Raw genomic sequence first — 18,154 nt, forward strand, 5'->3', positions numbered from 1 at the left:
TTCGAGCAGGCGCCGCCTCCGAGGCGTGATGTAAAATTCGGGGGACCCGAGGTTCCGCCACGTGAGAGCGCTGAGACAATCCGCACAATCTTTTCACCCTGCGTGTGAAGATCGCCGGCCATAGAATAAGGCGAGCCTTGCCCGCGCCATCCAACAGAAAGGAACTGGCCGATGGAATTTGTCGAACTCTTCGACTATCCGATCACTCCTGGCCGGGTCACGCATTGGATGGCGCACTCCGAGGCCCCGCTGCAGGAATGGCAGCTGGACACGCGCGCGGTCTCCTTCGTCCACGAGACGCACCTGCGCGACTACACGCTCGCCAGCACCGGGTCCAGGGAATCGTGGATCGGCACCGCCCTTGAGTTCGAAGGCGAGCTCGACCACGAGGCGCTGCGCCGCACGCTCAAGATTTGGGCCGACCGCCACGAGGTGCTGCGCTCCCAGGTCGAGCTCATCGACCTGGTCAAGCCGAAAACCTCCTCGCTGATCCGCCGCACCCTCCCCCCCGGCGCGGTGGACTTCGTCCAAGTCGACGCGGGCGACCTCGGCTCGGCGACCGCCGTGCACCGCGAGCTCAGCCACCAGTTCGACACCATCGCCTCGCCGTCGCGCTGGCCCGGCTACGTGTTCTCCACCATCGAGCGCGACGACGGCACCTTCACCGTCCTGTTCGTCGCCGACCACAGCCTCCTCGACGGCTACTCGATCTACCTGCTCGGCAACGAGCTGGTGCAGCTGTACCGCCAAATCCTGGTCGAAGCGCCCGATTTCGTCCCGCCGCCTGCGACGGACAAGGACTCCTACGTGGACTTCTCCACCGAAGAGCGAGTGACGGCCCAGGCCGTGGAGGCCGAGCATCCCGCCGTGCGCGCGTGGGAGGCGGTCTTCAAGGACGGCGGCTCGGTGACGTTCCCGCTCTCCCTCAACGACATCAGGCCGCACTGCGGACGCGTGGCGCAACGCGGCTACATGTCGTGGCTCCTCGACTCGCAGCTGAGCGAGGATTTCGCCATCGCGTGCAAAACGGCAGGGGGGAACTACCAGGCAGGCCTGATCGCCGCGCTGGCCCTCTCCACGAAGCTCACCTCGGACCGGGAGACGTTCTCGGCCGTCATGCCGTTCCACACGCGGAACAACCCGCGCTGGGCCGAGTCGCTGGGGTGGTTCGTCGGCATCGCGCCGATGGTCGTCGACCTCCGCGAACCCAGCTCGTTCTCGGAGGCCATCCCGCTCGCGCAGCAGACCCAGCAGACCGGCAGGCTCGTCGCGTCGGTGCCGTACGCGCGGGTCTGCGAGCTGCTCCAGCCCACGGCGAAGAACTCTTTCCTGGTGTCCTTCATCAACGGAGCCACCATCCCCGGCGGCGACCAATGGGAAGAGTGGAAGCTGCGGGGGCTGCGGAGCAAGAACTACTCCGACGAAGAGGTCGCGCTGTTCTTCAACCGCTCGCCCTCGGGGCTCGTGCTCTGCGGCCGCTACCCGAACACCGAAACCGCCACTCGAAACGTCCACAAATTCCTCTCGACATTCCGCCGGATCATCGTGAACGTGGCCGAGACCGGCGATTTCACGCTGCCCGCGCAGAAAATCGCCGCGCGCCTCGAGCGGCTGAGCCAACCCGCGTAGAGCCTGATTTCGTTAACAAACTGCAACCTCGTAGTTGAACTGGGCTTCCGCGCCGGGCCGAGGCCGCAGAACGGGTAAAACGGCAGCTCGACCGCCATGGCGCCGCCAACCGGGACGGAGCACATGGCAAACTAGTCCTCTAGCGCGTACCACGCCCAGCAACGACCCGAGGGACACCATCGAGTGAATCAACCGCCGACAGACGTCAACGGCGACGTCGAAGCCCAGACGCCGCACTCGCGCCCGAAGGAGACACTGGGCATCCAGATCCCGTCCTCCTTCTGGAAGCTTCCCTCGGGAAAGGTCTGGGAGTGGAAGGTGACCGCTCCTGAGGCGCAGGTCGGGCCGAACGCACTGGTGAGCCCCGTGCCCGCCTCGTACATCCAAGAGCGGCACATCCGCCGCGCGGCGGCGAACGCCAAACTGTCCACCCCCCCTCCTGCGGTGTGGGAAACGGTATCGGTGGATTTCGAAGAGCCGCTCGATCCCGCGGTGTTGGGCAGGGTCTGGCAGCGCCTCCTGCAACGGCATGACAGCCTGCGGTCGTGGTTCGAAGTGCAAGAGCTGCCCGCGATCGGCAACGCGGGCCAGGCGATCTCCAAGGTGGTCCGGCACGAAGTGGACCCGGCCTCGGTCACCTGGGAGCTTGTCGAAGGCCCAGCCTTCGAGACCGGCGAAGAGGTCCGAGACTACTTGGTGTCGCGCTTCAACGAGGGGACCTCGCCGCTGCGTTGGCCAGCGCTCGTCTTCGCGGCCGTCGAGCACGAGGGCGGGTTCCATGCCGTCTTCTCCGAGGACCACAGCTTCTGCGACGGGCACGCCAACCTCGTGACCATCGTCGAGATCAAATCCCTGTACACGGCGCTCGCCAAGGGCGGCCCCCTCGTGCTGCCCGAGCCGGGCAGCCAGCTCGAAGCCGCCCGCGAGGAGCGCGCGAGGCTCGCCTCGCTCACACTGGACTCCCCACAGACGCAGCGGTGGATCGAGTACTACCACACCCTCGGCGCGCAGCTCCAGAAGTTCCCTTTGCCGCTCGGCCTCGACTCGGGCAGCGCCATGGGCGGCAAGGTGCTGCGGTTCGACCTCATCGCCGAGAGCGACGCCGAAGTCCTGCACAAATACTGCAAAGAGCATGGCGGCGGCTTCACCGCGGGCGTGTACGCGGCCTTCGCGGCCGTGAACTACGAGCTCGGCGAGCAAGACCAGTTCAACATGCTGCGCGCGGTGTCCACCAGGGACTTCGAGCGCTACAACTACACGCACGGCTGGTTCATCAACACGATCCCCGTGGTGTTCGACCTCGGCGGCGTGACCGATTTCGCGGACCTCGTCCCGCGCGCGCAACAGGCGATGAACGCCTCGAAGGACCTCACCTCGGTCCCGATCCAGCGCGTCATCGACCTCGTCGCCGAGGCGATGGGCACGAGCGACTCGACCGGCATCCCCTTCCAGCCGCCGCCGATGATCTCGTTCATCGACGCGAGGCCGTTCCCGGCCTGGCTCACCACGCAGCAAACGTCGTACCACAAGATCGTGCAGCCGGTGCCGCCGACCGCGACGGTGTTCAACTGGCTCAACCGGTACCACGACGTGCTCGAGCTCGTCGCGTATTTCCCCGACAACCCGATTGCCGAGGCCTCGATCCAGAAGTATGTCGACAACCTGCGCAGCGTGCTCCACGATGTGGTCGAAACCGGCGGCCACACCCTCGCGCAGCTGTCGCGCGTCTAAGCCGGATCGCGTCGGGCTCGGACGGCTGCCATGCTGGTCACAACAATCGACCTAGTCGAGCTGGAACCAGGCGGCTACCTGCAGTGGCAGTCGCCCCCTCCGCCGCCTGGCCTCCTGTCGGACATCCCGCCGTCGGTGAACCAGAACTTCCATCTCAGCCATGCGCTGAAGGACTCCGAGGAGACCGAGACCTGCTCTGGCGGCTGGCTCGCCGCGACCTTCGACGTGCCGGGCCCGATCCTCGTCGACGCGCTCACCGAATCCTTCACCGCCCTCATGCGCAGGCATGAGAGCCTGCGCTGCTCCTTCGAGAAAACAGACGGGAAAATCGTCCGCCGCGTCTATCCAGACCACGATGTCGCATTCGTCGCGCCAGGCGCGCCCGTTCTCGTGCGTTCGGCTGAGGACGCCCAGGCGGCGCTGCGCCACAGCCTCAGCTCGGCATGCGATCCGACCCGTTTCCCCGCCGTGCTGTTCGCCGCGCTCGACCGCCCCGAGACAAGCACCGTGGTCTGCGGTTTCGACCATAGCGCGGTGGACATGTTGTCGCTCGCGCTCATCGTCCGCGAGCTTCGGGACGACTACTCTGCCCGCGTCGCGGGCAGAGCCACGCCCGAGCTGGCCCCCGTGGGCAGCTTCCTGGAGTACTGCGCGTACGAGACCGGGCAGCATCCGCCGTCGCAGACCCGTCTGGGGCTGGAGATCTGGCGGGAGTTCCTCGCGTCCCAGGGCGGGGTCTTCCCCGGCTTCCCGCTCGACCTCGGCGTATCGCCCGGCGAGGTCGCGGCGCAGCGCACAGCCGTGTTCCAACTGCTCGACAGCGCCGAGGCAGACGCGTTCGAAGCGATCTGCGAGAGCCATGAGGGGAAAATCTTCTCGGGCGAGCTGACCGCGCTGGCCACTGCGGTGCGCGAGCTCGGCGGACCCGACCAGATAGCGACGCTCACCCCGATCAGCACCCGGATACGCCCCGAATGGGCGGAGGCCGTGGGCTGGTTCGTCACGAATATCCCCCTGGTGTTCGGCTGCGGCGCCGATTTCGCAGACGGCACACGGCAGAACCGCGCGTCCTTCCGCGCGGCGCTGCCCGCCGCCAAGGTGCCGATCGGGCAAGTGATCTCCGGCCAAGCAGGCCCGTTCTCCTTCGCCCGCAAAGACGTGTCCATGGTGAGCCATATCGACTATCGCAGGGTGTTCGGCCCGAAGCCCGACCTCGCGCTCCGCGCGACGCATATCAGCAACGCCACCGTCGCGGACGACGCGCAGTTCTGGTTCTCCCGCACGGGCGAAGGCCTGTGGCTGCGGGTCCGCCACCCCGACACCGCCATCGCGAGCGCCACGATCGGCCAGCTGCGCGAACGGCTCGGCGAGGTCTTGGGCAAACAACTCTGACTTCGCCGCGAGGCCGCTCCCGGCCCGAGGCCACAGCCCGACACATGTAAGCTACCCCACAATCGCGAGTCGCACCGGCCTTCGGCGAGGAGAGCTATGACATCGGAAATGTGGATATGGGCCGCAGTCGGGATCGTCGTCGCGGCGGCGCTCGCGGGCCTCGGCGCGCTCGCCGTGCTGTTCGCGCTGGCGCATGGCGAGAAGGGCCCCCGCAGGTTCGCGGTCGCCCCGGTGGAGGGGGACCTCGAAACGTATTTCGACGAGAAGGCCGCGTGGGCGGCCACCGCGACCACGACTGTGCCGGGGACGCCCGAGCACGTGTGGGCGGTGTTGGCCGCCGGAGGCTATCTCGCGCTCCCCTTCCTGCTTTCCGGCCCAGATGTGGACGGCGACAAGCTCGTCTACCGGGGCCCCTTCAGCGCCTGGGCCGAGGAAGTCGCGCGCAAGGAGCCGGGGCGAGAGCTTGTCACGACCGGAGCAGGCGTGTCCGCCCCCTTGCTGATCAAGTCGTTCGGCCAGCGGTTCTTGCTGCGCCCCGCGCCGAACGGCGTGATGATCGCCTGGACTGTCGCCATCACCCCGAAATGGATCGGCTTCCTGCCGCTGCGCTGGACCGGGTTCGTCGCCCGCCCTGTGCTGGGCTTCGTGCTCCGGCGGGCGTTCCGGTAGCAGTCCGAGTCAGACGGCCCGATACCGCCGCACAAGAAGGTCCACGACCAGCGGGTGCGTCCCCAAAGGCGCGGCGATTCCCCGTGCCCCGGCGGCGAGCTCGGCGAGCTTGCGGGAGAAGAAGCCGTCTGCGAGCAAGTACTGCGCGACGAACACCGGCCCGGCGCACTCCTCGACCACTGTGTCGACGCGGGGAGCGCCCTGGGCGATCGTCCCGAGGCGCACCGTCGCGGCGAGCTCTTCTTCGAGCTGCCGCAGCGTCGTCCGGTTCTCGGCCTGCGCCGAGGAGTCGTTGGTCCCGGCCACCGCCAGCACGACCTGGCCCGAGCCGTCCCAGCCAGCCGCGCGCAGGCGCTCGGCCAGCACCTCAGCCAACACGGGGTCCGGGCCGAGCGCAGGGGCGATCACCGCGTTCTGGTGGGCGCTGCGCCGCACTTGTCTCGGCAGGTCGGTCCGAACGTGATAGCCGCTCGCGAGGAACGCCGGGACGATGACGACCCTGCCAGGCAGCTCCCGCAACGCCTCCTCGGGGGTGGGGCCGAGCACGTCCACAAAGGCGAGGCGGACTTCCGTCCACGGAAGCCGCCGCGCCACCTCGCCGCGCAGCTCCTGCAGCATCGCCACCCCTTCCGCGCGGCGTGTGCCGTGCGCGACGATCAGCAGGGCCGAGGACATGCCACCAAATTACCCGGACACAGCGAGGCACGCGAGGAGCCGACGACGCCGCGAGGCGCTATCTGCTCGACCGGGCTAGAAGCCCGACGGGCTGTCGCCTGGTAACACCATCTCCGGAACTTGCGTGAGCTTCCACCCGCCTCGCGTCGCCCGGCAGACCAGCACGACGTCGTAGCGGTTGTCGGGCCAGCTCTTCGCCTTCGGGCTCACCGGCCCGTCGAGGTGGTCGACGATCCCCGCGATCGCGCTGTGCTCCCACACCACGAGCGCGGGCAGCCGAGGACCGAGGATAGAGAGCTGGTCAGCGAGTTTTTTCTCCTCGCCCTCCGTGTACACCAAATCCACTCCGAGGCCGAGCGCCGCCGCGATCGGCCCCGCCGTCTGCCGAGGGCGACGGCCTGCCGAATGCCCCGCGATCTGTCCTGGCGCGTAGATCCGGGCAGGTCGCACGATCCCTGCCTTCGGCGCCGCGAAGAATTTGCCAAGCGCGCGGGCACGCTCCCAGCCCCGCTGCGTGAGGGAGTGCGGGTCCTGCTTGCCCTTCTCATCGATCCCTGGCGCCGTCTTGTCACTCCCCTGCCCGGAGCTGTCCGGCTTCTCGCCATGCCGGATGATCATGCAGACGCTGCCTTCGACCGGGGTCGAGGCACTGGCTTCAGACAGGTCGAAACCTCCAAGGGCGAGGCCGGCGCCACCAGCGCCGAGCAAGACTGCGAATTCGCGCCGGGACAGTACCAGAGAGGCCACACACGGACAGTACACAGCTAGGGTTACAGAATGAAGACAGCTCGCGCCGAAGTCCACGTGGTCGCCGCCGTGATCGTCGACGCGCAAGGACGCTTCCTCGTCGCGAGAAAACGCGGCACCACCATGTTCATGCAGGCAGGCGGCAAGATCGAGCCCGACGAAGAGCCGCTCGCGGCGCTGGTGCGGGAGTTGCGCGAAGAGCTTGGCGTGCTGGTCGAGCCTGGCAACGCCTGCTGGCTCGGCCGATTCGAGGCCCCGGCCGCGCACGAGCCGGAGACGACTGTGGTCGCCGAGGTCTACGAGGTTGCCTGCGCGGACGAGCCGCGCGCCCAGGCCGAGATCGAAGAGATCGCCTGGCTGGCGCCCGGCGAAGAGGACCGGTTCTCGCTCGCGCCGCTCACCCGGCTCATTCTGGAGCGGATGAAACACGCATCGACCCTATGATTTGATACAGAGATTCTTTGGCAGAGATTTATAAATTTCTATTGACCACTACTTAGAACACATGGAGTGTTGTTTTATGTTTGACGGGGTGTTCGAGCAGCTAGACAGCATCGGGGACGTCCGCATGGTCGAATGTCCAGCGTTTGGAATATCTGCAAGGGCTTGAGCAACTGATCAGGCGTTCGCAGGGCGCGGGCCGCGCCCTTCCTGCGATATCTCCAGCAACGAGCGCCCCGTTAGTACTTGTCGCCGCTCTCTTCGGGATCGTCGACGCCCAGGTCCACCGCCAACCGGTACCCCCGCTTCACCACGGTCTGCACAATCTTCGGATCCCCCAAACCAGTCCGGAGCCTGCCGATCGCGGCCTCCACCGCATGCGCGTCCGCGCTGTGGCCCGGCAGGCTCGCGAGCAACGTCTCGCGGGTCACCACCCGGCCAGGCTGGCGCGCCAGCTCGCGCAAAAGCGTCAGCATCGACGGGGCGAGATGGCGCACTTCCCCGTCCACCACGACAGCGCGGGCGAGCACCGCGATCTTATGGCCGTGCGCAGGGAAGACCCTCGCGCGCCTCGGCAGCTCCTCCTCGATATGCCGCGCCAGCGCCCCGAGCCGAGACCGGGCCGGGGCCGTGGTCGGCACGCCGAGCGCCTCCAGCGGGCCAGCCGTCACCGGCCCGACGCACAGCGCCGCGACCTGGGCCCGGAAACCACTGAGAAGCTGCTCCAACAGGCCGGTCTCTTTTGCCCTGCCCAGCATCGAGGCGACCGCCGGGGCGCTCGTGAAGCTGACCCCGTCCACCGTCCCGTTCACGACGGCCGTGATCAACGTGTCCATCGCGGACTGGTCGTCCGGCGGCGACCAGCGGTACACCGGCACCGGGAGCACCTCCGCGCCCGCATGGCGCAACGCTTCGCTGAAATCTGGCAGCGGCTCGAACTCTGTTGTCGCCCCGTGCAGCTGCACCGCGACCCTCAGCCCCTCGACCTCTTCTTCGAGCAACCGCTCCAAGACTTCGCTCGACGACTCCGAGCTCGGCGACCAGGATTCGCGAAGGCCCGCAGCGCGAATCGCCCCAGTGGCCTTCGGCCCGCGCGCCACAAGACGCGCGCTCTGCAGCGCCGCGTGCAGTTCCTCGGCAACGCCCCAGCCCTCGGCGGCCTCCAGCCAGCCCCGAAAACCGATGCCCGTCGTCGCGACGACCACGTCGGGCGGATTCGCAATGATCTCCCGGCTCACCCGCTCCAACTCGGCGTCGTCGGCCAGGGGGATCAGCACGATCGCGGGGGCGTGCAGAACGGCGGCGCCCCGACGGGTGAGGAGCGCGGAGAACTCATCCGCCCGACGCGCGGCCGTCACTCCGACGGTGTACCCCGACAGGCTGCGCGAAGGCACAGGCGCATCGGACTCCGGGCTGATGGTGTCCATAGCCTTAGTCTAATGCCCTAGCTGCGACAACAGGAACTACCCGGCGATCTCCGCCTGCTCTTCCCCGCCTGGAGCCTCTTCCGTCACGAGGTCCTCCCCTCGGACCAGCCGCCCGATAAAAGTGTTGAGCACCGCGACCAGCGGCACAGCCAGCAGAGCACCGATGATGCCCGCCATCACCACGCCCGCCGCGATGGCGAGGATCACTGCCAACGGATGCACTTTCACCGCGCGGCCCAGCACCAACGGCTGCAGCACGTGGCTCTCCAGCTGCATCACGCCGACCAGCACCGCGATGGTTGCCAACGCCACGACCGGGCCATGGGTCACCAACGCGACGAGCACCGCCACCGAGCCCGCGACGAGCGATCCGATCACGGGGACGAACGCCCCGAGGAAGACCAACGACGCGAGCGGCAGCGCCAAAGGCACTTGCAGCAGGGCGAGCCCGACGCCGATGCCGATGGCGTCGACAGCCGCCACGAGCACCGTCCCTTTGACATAGCCCGTCAGAGTCCGGTACCCGTCGCCCCCGGCCAGCCGCACTCGCTCCCGCGCGCCCACGGGCACGAGCTGCGTGAGGTAGAGCCAGATTGACCGGCCGTCGCTCAAGAAGAAGATCAAGGTGAACAGCGCCAGGAAGAACCCGGTCACGCCCTCGACGAGCGCCGAAGCCGTGGAGAAGACCCCCTGGGTGATGTCGGATCGGTGCTGCTCCGCGAAGTGGACCGTCGTCTCGCGGAACTTCTCCAACTTTTCGGCGGAGAAATGCAGCCCGGCCCGCTCCGCCCAAACGCGCAGCTGCTCGAAGCTCTCAAAGACCTGGGCTTGCAGCGTCGGCCAGCCGCTAATGGCCTGCCGGACGATGAACGTGAAGATGCCCGCCAACGCGCCGAGCACCAAGACCAGCACCAAGCCGACGGCGAGCGACCTCGGCACCCGGCGCGCGGCGAGCCAATCGACCAGCGGCGACATGAGCGCGGCGAGCAGGAGCGCCAGCGCGACCGGGACCAGCACCACTTCCAAGAGGACGAAGATCTTGCCGAGGACGACGAGGCCCAAGAGGATCACGAGGATCCGCCACGTCCAGTCGGACACCCTGCGCAGCGTCAGATGGATGTGCTCGTCCGGGCGGAGCGTCACGTGGACGTGTTGGTCCGACGGATCTGTCGCAGTTGGCATGCCCTCGCGCTCCTTATTGGACTTTCGTGTGTTCACCACAGTACCGTGGCTCGGATGGCGACCCAATCGTCGGAGGGCGCACCAGCGCCGCAACGGTCTCCGATGCAGATGCTGCGCCGCGCGGCGCTGGTCGTGGTCGTGGTGATCTTGGCCACCGAGGCCTGGTACGTCGCGCCGGAGGTGCGTCATTACTGGCAAGCCACCAAAAACGTCCGTTGGCTCTGGGTCGGCGCATGCGTCCTCGCCGCCGCCGTTTCCATGGAAAGCTTCAGCCAAGTCCAACGCACCCTCTTCGCTTCGGCGGGCGTGCGGGTGTCGAGCTGGCGGTCGGCCGCGGAGATCTACGCGGCGAACTCCATCAGTTGCAGCCTGCCCGCAGGACAAGTGCTGGCAACCACGTTCGCCTACCGGCAGACCCGGCGCTGGGGGGCCACGCCGCTCATCGCGTCCTGGCAGATCGTCATGTCCGGCCTCATCAAAGGAGCGGGGCTCGCGCTGATCGGCATCGGCGGCACATTTTTAGCCGGGGCGAAGACCACGCCGTTCTCGCTCATCTTCTCCATCGCGGGCTTTCTCTCCTTCCTCGTCCTCGCGCAGTTCATCGCCTCCCGGCCCGACGATGTGGCCGCGCTCAGCAGCAAGGCCTTCGCCCTGGTGAACCGAGTGCGCAAGCGCCCGCCGGAAGAGGGGCTGGCCCGCTGGCACCAATTGCTCGAACAAACGCAGGCGGTGCGCCTGGGCCGGTGGGACGGGCTGAAGGCGTTCGCCTGGAGCATGGCCAACTGGGCGAGCGACATCGCCTGCCTCGCGTTCGCCTGCTACGCCACTGGCTCGCGCCCCAGCCTGCCGGGGCTCCTCATCGCGTACGCGCTGGTCAAGACTGCGGCACTGGCCGTCCCGCTGCTCCCCGGCGGCCTCGGCGTCGTCGAGGTCGTGCTGGTGCCCGCGCTGACCGCAGGGGGGGTCCCGTCCGGGGCGGCGTTCTCCGCGACCGTCATCTACCGCCTCGTCAGCTTCCTCTTGGTCACTGCTGTCGGCTGGGCGGTCTTCTTCCTGCTCTTCCGCAAGAGCGACCCGATCAACCCGAAGCATCGCGACGAATTCGACGCCGAGCGGTTCGAGGCTCATCCGCAGTGAGGAGGAGAGCCGTCGCAGTCCTGGCCGCCGCACTGTTGGCCGGATGCTCCAGCCACCCCAGCAGCGAAGCGCCGCACCTCGTGCCCCTGTACTCGAAGCTGAAGCTCGCCGAGATCGGGGTGGACGAGTATCGCGACGAGGTCGCGGGCATCGCGGAGAAGAGCCGCCAATTGGCCGTCGACTTGCTCGAAAGCGGCCGCATGGCAGACCGCGACACGGTCTTCAGCCCCTGGGCCAAAGTCCGGACGGGACGGATCTGGGCGCATGCCGACGGCTCGGGCGACGACCCCGCCGCCGCCGCGATGATCGGGCAGCTCGGCAAGTGGGCGGGCGACCCGGTCAGCGTGCCGAACGGGGGCGTCGACCGCACGCCGATCCTGCGCAGCCAGACCGTCCTGGTCGCGGACCGCGCCCTCGACATCGCCCCCGAGTTCCTCGATCTGCTCGCCAAGGACTACGACATGGGGGTCTATCTCGCCCGGCCCGGTGATCCGAAACTCGCCTCGGCGGTGAACGCGTGGGCCATGAGCACGGCCAAGCTGCGCTTCAGCGACTCCTTGCAGGGGCTCGGAGTCCCGCGCGGGGTGTTCTCCGCCGATGTCACCGTGCTGCTCGCGGGGTGGCAGTTCCCCTTCCGCCCCGAGCACACCGCCGACGCTGCCTTCACCACAGCGAACGGCGGCCGCAAGAGCGTTCCCACCATGCGCGCGGCGGCCATCGCCCAGACTGCGGCGGGGCCGGGGTGGCGCGCGGTCCAGCTGCCGCTCGCCGACGGGATCGAGATGCGCGTGATCGTGCCCGACGATCCGCACGCCTCGCCTGCGGCCTTCGTGCCGGCCGCGCGCGCCGCTTTGGCGGACGCGCCGCCCCAGCTCGCCGGGATCGCGCTGCCACGCTGGTCGGGGCAGGGCGAGAACGGCTGGACCTCCAAGCCTCTCGAGTTCCAGGGCCTGGGGCGCATCGCGCCCGAGGCCGGGATCAGCGGCTGGGCGGACTTGGCCGCAATCTCCTTCGGCGAGCAAGGCGTGTCCACGACGTCCGCGCCTCCCCCGGCCGCCGCGTCTGCTGCCGTCGCCGACCCGCCGCCCGCGATCTCGTTCGCCGCCGACCGCCCGTTCTGCTTCGAGATCTTCGACCCGGGTACCGGCCTCGTCCTCCTCGCCGGGAGGGTCGCCGACCCCGGCAGGTAATGTCCCTCACATGAGCAGACCGTCGCCTTTCGCCGAATTGGACCGCGATCAGCGCAGCGCCTTCCTTGCCTCCTGGCTCGGCTGGGCGATGGACGCCTTCGACTTCTTCGTCCTCACGCTCGTCCTCAACGAGATCGGCAAGGAGTTCCACGTCTCCAAGCACGAGCTCACCTTCCTGATCACGGTCACCCTCGTGATGCGCCCGGTCGGGGCGTATCTGTTCGGGATCTGGGCGGACAAGGCAGGCAGGCGTGTCCCGCTAATGGTGAACGTCTGCTTCTACTCGACCGTCGGGTTCCTCGGCGCGTTCGCGCCGAACTTCGCGGTCCTCCTGGTCCTGCGCCTGCTCTACGGCATCGGCATGGGCGGCGAATGGGGGATTGGCGCAGCGCTGACCATGGAGAAGGTGCCGTCCGACCGGCGCGGCTTCTTCTCCGGCATCCTGCAGGCGGGCTACGCCAGCGGCTTCCTGTTCGCCGCCGTGGCGCACCTGGTCGTCCACTCCTATCTGGGGCTCTCGTGGCGTTGGCTCTTCGGCCTCTCCCTCCTGCCCGCGCTCATCTCGCTCATCATCCGCGCGTTCGTCAAAGAGTCCGAGGTCTGGGTGAACACCCAGGAGAAGATGAAGGCGCACGGCTCGTCGGTGCGGGCGGTGTTCTTCAACCGGGTCGTGCTGCGCCGCTTCTTCTACCTGATCCTGCTCATGACCGCGTTCACCTCGCTGAGCCACGGCACCCAGGACCTCTACCCGACCTTCTTGAAGGAGACCGAGCACGCCGGGCGCGCCCTCTCGTCGAGCGTCTCCGACTGGATCATGATCGTCGCGAATATCGGGGCGATCATCGGCGGCGTCTGTTTCGGGGCGCTCTCCGACCGGATCGGCCGAAAAGGCGTCATCGTCCTCGGCGCGCTCCTGACACTGCCGCTCCTGCCGCTGTTCACCCTGCCGACCGAGCCATGGCTCCTCGGCCTCGGGATGTTCCTCGTCCAAGCGACCACCCAAGGCGCGTGGGCCGCCGTGCCCGCGCACCTCTCCGAACTCTCCCCCAACGCCATCCGGGGCTTCTACCCAGGGGTGACCTATCAGCTCGGCAACCTCTGCACCTCGTTCAACGCGACGTTCCAAACCATGATCGCAGTCGCCTGGGGCTACCCCGCCTCGTTCTGGGCCATCGTCGGCGCGGCATGCGTCTCGCTCGCGGCGCTCACGTGGTTCGGCCCGCAAGCGGACGGCGTCGACTTCGCCGACACGGACGAGAGTAGCGTGAGGGCATGACACCGGACACTATTCGCGAGCTCGATGTCGCGCTCTACGGCGCGACCGGTTTTGTCGGCGAGCTGACGGCGAAGCATCTCGCCGAGCACGCCCCCTCCGGGACGCGGATCGGGCTGGCGGGCCGCAACCGGGCCAAGCTGGAGACGGTGCGCGCGAAGCTCGGGGCGAAGGCGGCGGATTGGCCGATCCTCATCGCCGACGCGGACTCCCCCGCATCGCTCGACGCGCTCGCGCAGTCGACGCAAGTGGTCATCACCACCGTCGGCCCGTACACGAAATACGGGTTGCCGCTGGTCGGGGCGTGCGCCAATGCCGGGACCGACTACGTCGACCTGACCGGCGAGGTCTTGTTCGTGCGCGACAGCGCCGACAAGTACCACGACCAAGCCGAGTCGTCGGGCGCGCGGATCGTGCACGCCTGCGGCTTCGACTCGATCCCCTCCGATTTGAGCGTCTACCTGTTGCACCGGCAGGCGCAGCAGGACGCGGCGGGCGATTTGGAGAACACCACCTTGGTGGTGCGCGCGATCGTCGGCGGAATCAGCGGCGGCACCGCGGCGTCGGCGGTGGAGATCATCGACGCGGCCCGCTCGGACGCGCACGCGCGACGGGTCGTGCTCGACCCGTACTCGCTGTCCCCCGACCGCGCCAAGGAGCCGGAGCTCGGCTCGCAGTCGGACCTCGCCATCGCACGGCCCAAGACGGTCGACCCGGCCGCGCGCGGCTGGAAGGCCCCCTTCTTCATGGGCTCCTTCAACTCGCGCATCGTGCGGCGCAGCAACGCGATCTTGGATTGGGCGTACGGCCCGAAGTTCCGCTACCGGGAGACCATGAACGCGGGCCCCAAGCTGTTGTCCGCGCCGATCGCCGTCGCGGTCGCCGCAGGCCTCGGCTTCGGGACGCTCGCACTGGCCGCAGGGCTGTCGTTCCGGCCCACCCGTTGGCTGGTCGAACGGCTCCTGCCGAAGCCTGGCACCGGGCCGAGCGAATGGCTGCGCAACCGGGGCTTTTACACCATCGACACCTACGCGCGCACAAGCTCGGGCGCGCGCTACGTGCTGACCTGGTCGCAGAAGGGCGATCCCGGATACGCCGCGACAGCGGTGATGCTGGGCGAGAGCGCGCTCGCGCTGGCGCTCGACCGGCACAAGCTGCCGCGTAAAGCGGGCGTGCTCACCCCGGCGACCGCCATGGGCGACGCGCTCGCCGACCGGCTGCGCGCCGCCGGGCTGCGGATCGACATCCGCAAACTGGGCTGAGCCCAAACCGCGCCCATCACAAAAGCAGCCGAAACCCTCGACTTTTCCGAGCCGCCGACCTATTCTTGAAGGTGATCTGCCTCACTTTTAGCAGGCACTGGTGGCGCTGAGGAGTCAATGATGACGAATCTCCCTTCGGCTGGCGCAGTGGTCGTCGGCGTGAATGAAACACCCGCTGCCGTCCGCGCCGCTTTTTGGGCGGCGGACGAGGCAAGCCGCCTCGGGGCTCCGCTGCGGCTCGTGCACGCGTACGCGCTGCCGCTCGGCTCGTACGGGCTGTTCTCCGGCACCACGGGCGGCCTGCTGGCGAGCCTCGAGGCCGAGGGCAACGAGCTGTTGGCAGGAGTTGCGAAACAGATCCGGCGGCATCGCCCGCGTCTGGACGTGGATTTGCAGCTGCACTGCGCGCCAACGGTCGACGTGCTCGTCGAGGAGGCGAAGACCGCGCAAATGATCGTGCTCGGCGAGGGCGGCCTGCCCGCCCTCGGCCGGGTGGCGGGCGGTTCGGCGGCGGCCGACGTCCTCGCCCGAGGGCGCTGCCCGGTCGCGGTTGTCCGGGGCCATCTGGCCGAAGAGGACGACGACGACTCCAGCCCGGTCACCGTCGGCGTGGACAGCGCCGCGACGAGCGAGCCCGCGGTTCGGACCGCGTTCGCGGAGGCGGACCGGCGCGGTGTCGGCCTGCTCGCCGTGCACACCTGGACCGAGCACCACGGTTGGCGAAGCGGCTCCAAGGCAGAGGCTGAAGACGAGGGCAGGCGGGAGCGCGACATCCTTTCCAGCAGCCTGGCCGAGGGCCAGCGCATGCACCCCAGAGTGCGGGTGAAGCAAGTGCTCGCGCAAGGGCCCGCCGCCGAGCTCCTCATGGAGGAGGCCGACAAATCCCAACTGCTCGTCCTCGGCAGCCGGAACCGGAACTGGCTGCAGCGCGCCCTGCGGAGCTCCACGAGCCAAGACATGCTGCGCCGAGCGCCTTGTCCCGTGTTGGTCGTCCCCGCCGCCTGAGCCATGTCGTCCGAACAAAGAGGGCGGCGGGGACCCCGGCCCGCCCGCCCCGGCTTCTCTATCGCGCGGCGGCGGTGAAGTTCTCCATCGCGCCAGGCGCCGGGCGGAGCCATTCCGGCTGCTGCTTGGTCAGGGTGAACTGGATGAGGTCGATATTGCCGACGCGGAAGTAGTGGGCGCAGCTCTCCATGTACTTGTCGTACTGGTCGTACACCAAGGAGGAGGTCAGCTCGACCGCCTTCTCCTTGTTCGCGTTGAGGTTGGCCCGCCAGGCGTCCAGCGTCTTCGCGTAGTGCCAGCCGAGGACCTGCATGAGGTCGCAGCGCAGTCCGATCCGCGCGGAGCCGTTCAGCACCATCTGCGGGGTCGGCAGCTGCGCGCCGGGGAAGATGTATTTGCCGATGAGGTGGGAGAATCGGACCATGCTCGGGGTGAGCGGCGTGCCGCGCTTTTGCAAGTCCTCAAGGCCGTAGCTCACGATTGTGTGCAAGAGGTACATGCCGTCGTCCGGCAGAATGGTCGAGATCTTGTCCCAGAACGCCTCATGCCGTTCATAACGGAAATGCTCGAATGCGCCAATAGTGACAATTCGATCGGCTTTTCCGTCGAATTCCTCCCAGCCCTGCAGCCTGACTTCTGCGGTCCGCGGGCCTTTCAGCTGAGCGAATTTCTCTTTCACATGCTCGTATTGCTCGGTCGAAATCGTAATGCCGATAACGTTCACATCGTATTTCTCGTAAGCGCGGAGCAGCGCCGAACCCCAACCGCAACCGATGTCCAAAAGGGTCATCCCCGGCTTGAGCTTGAGCTTCTCCAGCGTCAGGTCCAGCTTCGCGAGCTGCGCCTCTTCCAAGGTCATACCGGGCTCCGGCCAGTACGCGCAGGTATACGTCATCGTCGGATCGAGCCACAGCGCAAAGAAGTCGTTTGAAAGATCATAATGCGCTTCTATGTCCTCATAGAAGGGTCTCAGATTCGTCACAATAACATTTCCTTACGTAATATTCGCCGATTTTCACGAGTAATGTGAATCGCACTACGTAGTTTAGTCTACCCATAGAGTCTGTCAAAATCCTGAATAAAAAACTGGGCGGCGTGATCATTGATCACGCCGCCCAGTTTTTAGGATGCTGAGAAGATATCCCGCTTACTTGTTGATCTTCGTGACACGACCGGCGCCGACGGTGCGGCCGCCCTCGCGGATCGCGAAGCGCTGTCCTTCTTCCATGGCGACCGGCTGGATCAGCTTCACCGAGATGTCGGTGTTGTCGCCCGGCATGACCATGTCCTTGCCCTCGGGCAGGGTGACCTCGCCGGTCACGTCGGTGGTGCGGAAGTAGAACTGCGGACGGTAGTTGTTGAAGAACGGGGTGTGACGGCCGCCTTCTTCCTTGTTCAGGATGTAGACCGTGCCCTCGAACTCCGTGTGCGGGGTGGTGGTGCCCGGCTTGATCACGACCTGGCCGCGCTCGACGTCCTCACGCTTGATGCCGCGGACCAGAAGGCCGACGTTGTCGCCAGCCTCGCCCTGGTCGAGCAGCTTGCGGAACATCTCGACACCGGTGACCGTGGTCTTGGTCGCCGTGGTCTTGATGCCGATGATCTCGACCTCTTCGTTGACCTTGACGACGCCACGCTCGATACGGCCGGTGACAACGGTGCCACGGCCGGTGATGGTGAAGACGTCCTCGACAGCCATCAGGAACGGCTTGTCGAGCTCACGCACCGGGTCCGGAACGTTCTCGTCCACAGCGTTCATGAGCTCGAGCACCGAGTCGACCCACTTCTGGTCGCCCTCGAGCGCCTTGAGGCCGGACACGCGCACGACCGGGGCGTTGTCGCCGTCGAACTCGTTCGACGAGAGCAGCTCGCGGACCTCGAGCTCGACGAGCTCCAGGATCTCCTCGTCGTCCACCATGTCGGACTTGTTGAGGGCCACGAGGATGTAAGGCACACCCACCTGGCGGGCGAGCAGCACGTGCTCACGGGTCTGCGGCATCGGGCCGTCAGTCGCGGCGACCACGAGGATCGCGCCGTCCATCTGGGCGGCGCCGGTGATCATGTTCTTGATGTAGTCGGCGTGACCGGGGGCGTCGACGTGCGCGTAGTGGCGCTTCTCGGTCTGGTACTCCACGTGGGAGATGTTGATGGTGATACCACGAGCGCGCTCTTCGGGAGCGTTGTCGATCTGCGCGAAGTCGCGCGCCTCGTTCAGGTCCGGGTACTTGTCGTGCAGCACCTTGGTGATCGCAGCGGTCAACGTGGTCTTGCCATGGTCGACGTGACCGATGGTCCCGATGTTGACGTGCGGCTTGGTCCGCTCGAACTTAGCCTTGGCCACTGTTGTGTCCTCTTTCTTTCCTAGGTAACTGTCGGCGGCGGGTTCCTAGCCCT

General features: G+C 67.3%; 16 protein-coding genes. 10 read left to right on the forward strand and 6 right to left on the reverse strand.

Translation table 11 applies throughout. The features are described 5' to 3' along the window. Positions 1–171: 171 nt before the first annotated feature. The 4 genes from ACRC20_RS15345 (at position 172) to ACRC20_RS15360 (ending at position 5,421) form a co-directional block, all read left to right on the forward strand. The gene (locus tag ACRC20_RS15345; protein ID WP_438687250.1) at positions 172–1,629 is read left to right on the forward strand and encodes a condensation domain-containing protein; all 1,458 of its coding nucleotides are present in this window, start codon (positions 172–174) and stop codon (positions 1,627–1,629) included. A 183-nt stretch (positions 1,630–1,812) separates the two neighbouring features. Further along, positions 1,813–3,360, forward strand: coding sequence for a condensation domain-containing protein (locus ACRC20_RS15350; RefSeq protein WP_438687251.1), 1,548 nt, complete (start codon positions 1,813–1,815; stop codon positions 3,358–3,360). A gap of 30 nt (positions 3,361–3,390) precedes the next feature. After that, positions 3,391–4,752, forward strand: a complete 1,362-nt coding sequence (locus tag ACRC20_RS15355) for a condensation domain-containing protein (protein ID WP_438687252.1) — start codon at positions 3,391–3,393, stop codon at positions 4,750–4,752. 96 nt (positions 4,753–4,848) lie between these two features. Then, positions 4,849–5,421 (forward strand): SRPBCC family protein, encoded by a 573-nt coding sequence (locus ACRC20_RS15360; protein WP_438687253.1) that lies wholly within the window; start codon positions 4,849–4,851, stop codon positions 5,419–5,421. A gap of 9 nt (positions 5,422–5,430) precedes the next feature. On the opposite strand, the gene ACRC20_RS15365 is transcribed toward ACRC20_RS15360, so the two are convergent. Beyond that, the gene (locus ACRC20_RS15365) at positions 5,431–6,096 is read right to left on the reverse strand and encodes a sirohydrochlorin chelatase (RefSeq protein ID WP_438687254.1); all 666 of its coding nucleotides are present in this window, start codon (positions 6,094–6,096) and stop codon (positions 5,431–5,433) included. Between the two features lie 75 nt (positions 6,097–6,171). Then, a complete protein-coding gene (locus ACRC20_RS15370) occupies positions 6,172–6,843 on the reverse strand; it encodes a hypothetical protein (RefSeq protein WP_438687255.1) in 672 nt (223 codons plus the stop codon). A gap of 30 nt (positions 6,844–6,873) precedes the next feature. Here ACRC20_RS15370 and ACRC20_RS15375 point away from each other — a divergent pair, with 30 nt between their 5' ends. Beyond that, positions 6,874–7,287 carry an NUDIX hydrolase gene (locus tag ACRC20_RS15375; RefSeq protein WP_438687256.1) on the forward strand — a complete coding sequence of 138 codons (414 nt, stop codon included), beginning with the start codon at positions 6,874–6,876 and terminating at the stop codon, positions 7,285–7,287. A 236-nt stretch (positions 7,288–7,523) separates the two neighbouring features. Here the strand turns inward: ACRC20_RS15375 and ACRC20_RS15380 are convergent, their stop codons facing one another. Then, positions 7,524–8,711, reverse strand: coding sequence for a uroporphyrinogen-III synthase (locus tag ACRC20_RS15380; protein WP_438687257.1), 1,188 nt, complete (start codon positions 8,709–8,711; stop codon positions 7,524–7,526). A 36-nt stretch (positions 8,712–8,747) separates the two neighbouring features. Then, entirely contained in the window at positions 8,748–9,893 is a 1,146-nt protein-coding gene (locus ACRC20_RS15385; RefSeq protein ID WP_438687258.1) for an AI-2E family transporter, read from the reverse strand. Positions 9,894–9,947: 54 nt separating this feature from the next. On the opposite strand from ACRC20_RS15385, the gene ACRC20_RS15390 reads away from it, so the two are divergent. The 5 genes from ACRC20_RS15390 (at position 9,948) to ACRC20_RS15410 (ending at position 15,760) form a co-directional block, all read left to right on the forward strand. Then, entirely contained in the window at positions 9,948–11,030 is a 1,083-nt protein-coding gene (locus ACRC20_RS15390; protein ID WP_438687259.1) for a lysylphosphatidylglycerol synthase transmembrane domain-containing protein, read from the forward strand. Next, entirely contained in the window at positions 11,027–12,220 is a 1,194-nt protein-coding gene (locus ACRC20_RS15395; protein ID WP_438687260.1) for a serpin family protein, read from the forward strand. Before ACRC20_RS15390 ends, ACRC20_RS15395 begins: the two co-directional genes overlap by 4 nt. A gap of 10 nt (positions 12,221–12,230) precedes the next feature. Then, positions 12,231–13,496 (forward strand): MFS transporter, encoded by a 1,266-nt coding sequence (locus tag ACRC20_RS15400; protein ID WP_438687261.1) that lies wholly within the window; start codon positions 12,231–12,233, stop codon positions 13,494–13,496. Further along, complete coding sequence (locus ACRC20_RS15405; RefSeq protein ID WP_438687262.1) at positions 13,493–14,755, forward strand: saccharopine dehydrogenase family protein; 1,263 nt, start codon at positions 13,493–13,495, stop codon at positions 14,753–14,755. Before ACRC20_RS15400 ends, ACRC20_RS15405 begins: the two co-directional genes overlap by 4 nt. Positions 14,756–14,875: 120 nt before the next feature. Beyond that, on the forward strand, positions 14,876–15,760 hold the full coding sequence (locus ACRC20_RS15410; RefSeq protein ID WP_438687263.1) for a universal stress protein: 885 nt from the start codon (positions 14,876–14,878) through the stop codon (positions 15,758–15,760). A gap of 58 nt (positions 15,761–15,818) precedes the next feature. Here ACRC20_RS15410 and ACRC20_RS15415 read toward each other — a convergent pair whose 3' ends face one another. Beyond that, a complete protein-coding gene (locus ACRC20_RS15415; RefSeq protein ID WP_438687264.1) occupies positions 15,819–16,742 on the reverse strand; it encodes a class I SAM-dependent methyltransferase in 924 nt (307 codons plus the stop codon). Positions 16,743–16,907: 165 nt separating this feature from the next. After that, entirely contained in the window at positions 16,908–18,101 is a 1,194-nt protein-coding gene (gene tuf, locus ACRC20_RS15420; RefSeq protein WP_438687265.1) for an elongation factor Tu, read from the reverse strand. Positions 18,102–18,154 lie beyond the last annotated feature (53 nt).

It is taken from the genome of Segniliparus sp. (assembly GCF_051660745.1).
Taxonomy (GTDB): Bacteria; Actinomycetota; Actinomycetes; order Mycobacteriales; family Mycobacteriaceae; genus Segniliparus.